Origin of the sequence: Mesobacillus sp., from assembly GCF_049588175.1 — a bacterium.
Taxonomy (GTDB): domain Bacteria; phylum Bacillota; class Bacilli; order Bacillales; family Cytobacillaceae; genus Mesobacillus.
In genome coordinates this window covers 1-2,046 of record NZ_JBAVFI010000195.1, presented here as the reverse complement: position 1 = coordinate 2,046, position 2,046 = coordinate 1, and the positions used below count along the sequence as shown (strand labels likewise).

General features: G+C 41.9%; 4 protein-coding genes. 1 reads left to right on the top strand and 3 read right to left on the bottom strand.

What is annotated here, in order from left to right; all coding sequences use genetic code 11:
* Positions 1-140 (top strand): SPOR domain-containing protein (locus WB217_RS04910; protein WP_423991192.1); only part of this gene is annotated, 140 nt, incomplete at its 5' end.
* An 87-nt stretch (positions 141-227) separates the two neighbouring features.
* Here WB217_RS04910 and WB217_RS04905 read toward each other — a convergent pair.
* From WB217_RS04905 to WB217_RS04895, 3 genes are read right to left on the bottom strand one after another with little or no spacing between them, the layout of a single operon-like run.
* On the bottom strand, positions 228-584 hold the full coding sequence (locus WB217_RS04905) for a phage holin family protein (protein ID WP_423991190.1): 357 nt from the start codon (positions 582-584) through the stop codon (positions 228-230).
* 2 nt (positions 585-586) lie between these two features.
* Entirely contained in the window at positions 587-778 is a 192-nt protein-coding gene (locus tag WB217_RS04900; protein ID WP_423991188.1) for a PspC domain-containing protein, read from the bottom strand.
* A 13-nt stretch (positions 779-791) separates the two neighbouring features.
* Positions 792-1,901: a DUF4097 family beta strand repeat-containing protein gene (locus WB217_RS04895; protein ID WP_423991186.1), complete on the bottom strand. Its 1,110-nt coding sequence runs from the start codon at positions 1,899-1,901 to the stop codon at positions 792-794.
* Between the last annotated feature and the right edge of the window lie 145 nt (positions 1,902-2,046).

Below are 2,046 nucleotides of genomic sequence, written 5' to 3'. Positions count from 1 at the left end.
CTCCTGCAACAACTACGAAAAAAAGTGCTGGTGGACGCTATAAGGTCCAGGCAGGAGCATTTGAAGATGAGCAGAATGCAAATGAGCTTGCAGAAAGATTAAGGAAGGCTGTATTCGAGGCTTATATTGATACAGAATAAAAGGAATTAGTAAAAAGCGTGATTTGAAATTCCAAGAACATGAAAAGAAATGGCAGGCACAAATTTTGTGCCTGCCTTCCCTTTTTGTTATGTCTTCGAATCCTTCAGAACGGTATTCTGAATGACCAGGTTTGCCACTGACATGATGATCGCCGTCAATAGCGCCATTCCAAATCCAGCGATCTCAAATGAACTTCCCATCAGGCTGTCGGTCAGCATCAACGTAATCGCGTTAATGACAAACAGGAACAATCCAAGGCTGAGCACCGTAACCGGCAGCGTCAGTATAATCAGGATTGGCTTAACTAATACATTCAGGATGGAAAGGATAAAACTGGCTCCGAGGGCTGCACCGAATCCCGATAAGTAAATCTCATTCTCAAAATAACCCGCAAGAGCCATAAATAGAATCGCATTTATGACAATACCAAGCAGCCATCTCATCTTTAATAGCCTTCCTTGTTTGAAAGAACGAATACAAGCACTAAGTATAAAATGGCCATCGGCATGATGCCTGTGCTGAATAAAAGAATAGCAAACAGGATTCTTAGGAGAGTTGCATTCATTCCGAAGGATTCGCTCAATCCTCCGATTACTCCTGCCAGCATTCTATTCGTCCGAGAACGATATAATTTCATTTCTAACACCTTCCTATTTTTCTATAGAGACTCCGGTCGTTTTTTTCACAGAAATGGAGCCCGTTTTTGTATCAGCATACAGTCTCACTGCATGCTGGCTGCCATCGGCCGGCTTGAAACGCAACGTCTTTTGGACCATATCGCTTTTCTCTTCAACCACTTGAATTCCATCAAGTTCGATGCTGAAGCCTCCAAGGTTTGATTTCAGTTCACCAGTTGCTGGCGTTTTCTCCGGAAGGAACACATCGATGCTGCCAGTAGTTGCCTTTAGCTCGACATTCTCACATTCCTGATTGAGTACCGTACAAGTCAGATTGCCATTGAAGGACTGTAAATCCACCTGATTAAAATATCCATCAGCCTTGATTGCTCCATTAATCGTTTCTGCTTCCAAGTCCCTGACTGCACTTCTATGAATGCCAATATGTCCATTCGCTGTTTCTGCCTCCAGCTTTCCGCACTCCAAACCTTCAAGAAGCACTTTTCCATTCGCAGTCTTTGCACGGCAATCCTTCACATTTAAGTTTTCACTCTGGATGGACCCGTTAAACAAGCGGATTCGGATATTTTCATACTCTTCTGCAGGAACATGGACAATAGCATCTACCTTCATCCACTTTTGCTGAATGGCAAAGCGAAGCTTTTGTCCCTCAATTGCAAAAACGGCATCCTCCAAAAATTTACGGCGTGCATCATCCTGGCTCTCAACACGATATACCTTTGCGGTGCATTCAATCCGGACATCCTTTTGCACCCATGGAACAATTTGAACTGAACCATTTGCCATATCAATATCCACTTGGTTCAAATAAGCATCGCCCTGCTGGAAGATATGAGTGATATCTACTGATGGCCCAAAGTTCAAATCAAGGTCAAGATCTTTGATTTTTTTAAAAGCTGTATCGACAAAATCAAGAACCTTATCTTTTACCGAGTTAAATTTATGGGAACCAGGCTCTTCCTTTTTTGCCTCTTCAAATTTCACTGTTGTTGATAAGGCTGTTGTTTTCACCTCTGCTTTTGCATTGCCCTTTTCCAGTTCTTCGATTAAAAATAATGCTTCATCTACCGTTATTTTTCCATCTTCAACAAGCTTCAAAATACGTTTGCGTTCTTCCTTCATTCTGCATCCTCCTTAAAAATCATCCTTTATATTAAGAACTTTTATACCTTTAACCAAATTCCAGATCAGTACAATAAAGCTCAAAACCACCATTAGCATGGCACTCGCAAACATCAGTACTGGAAATTCTCCAGCTCCTCTTGTC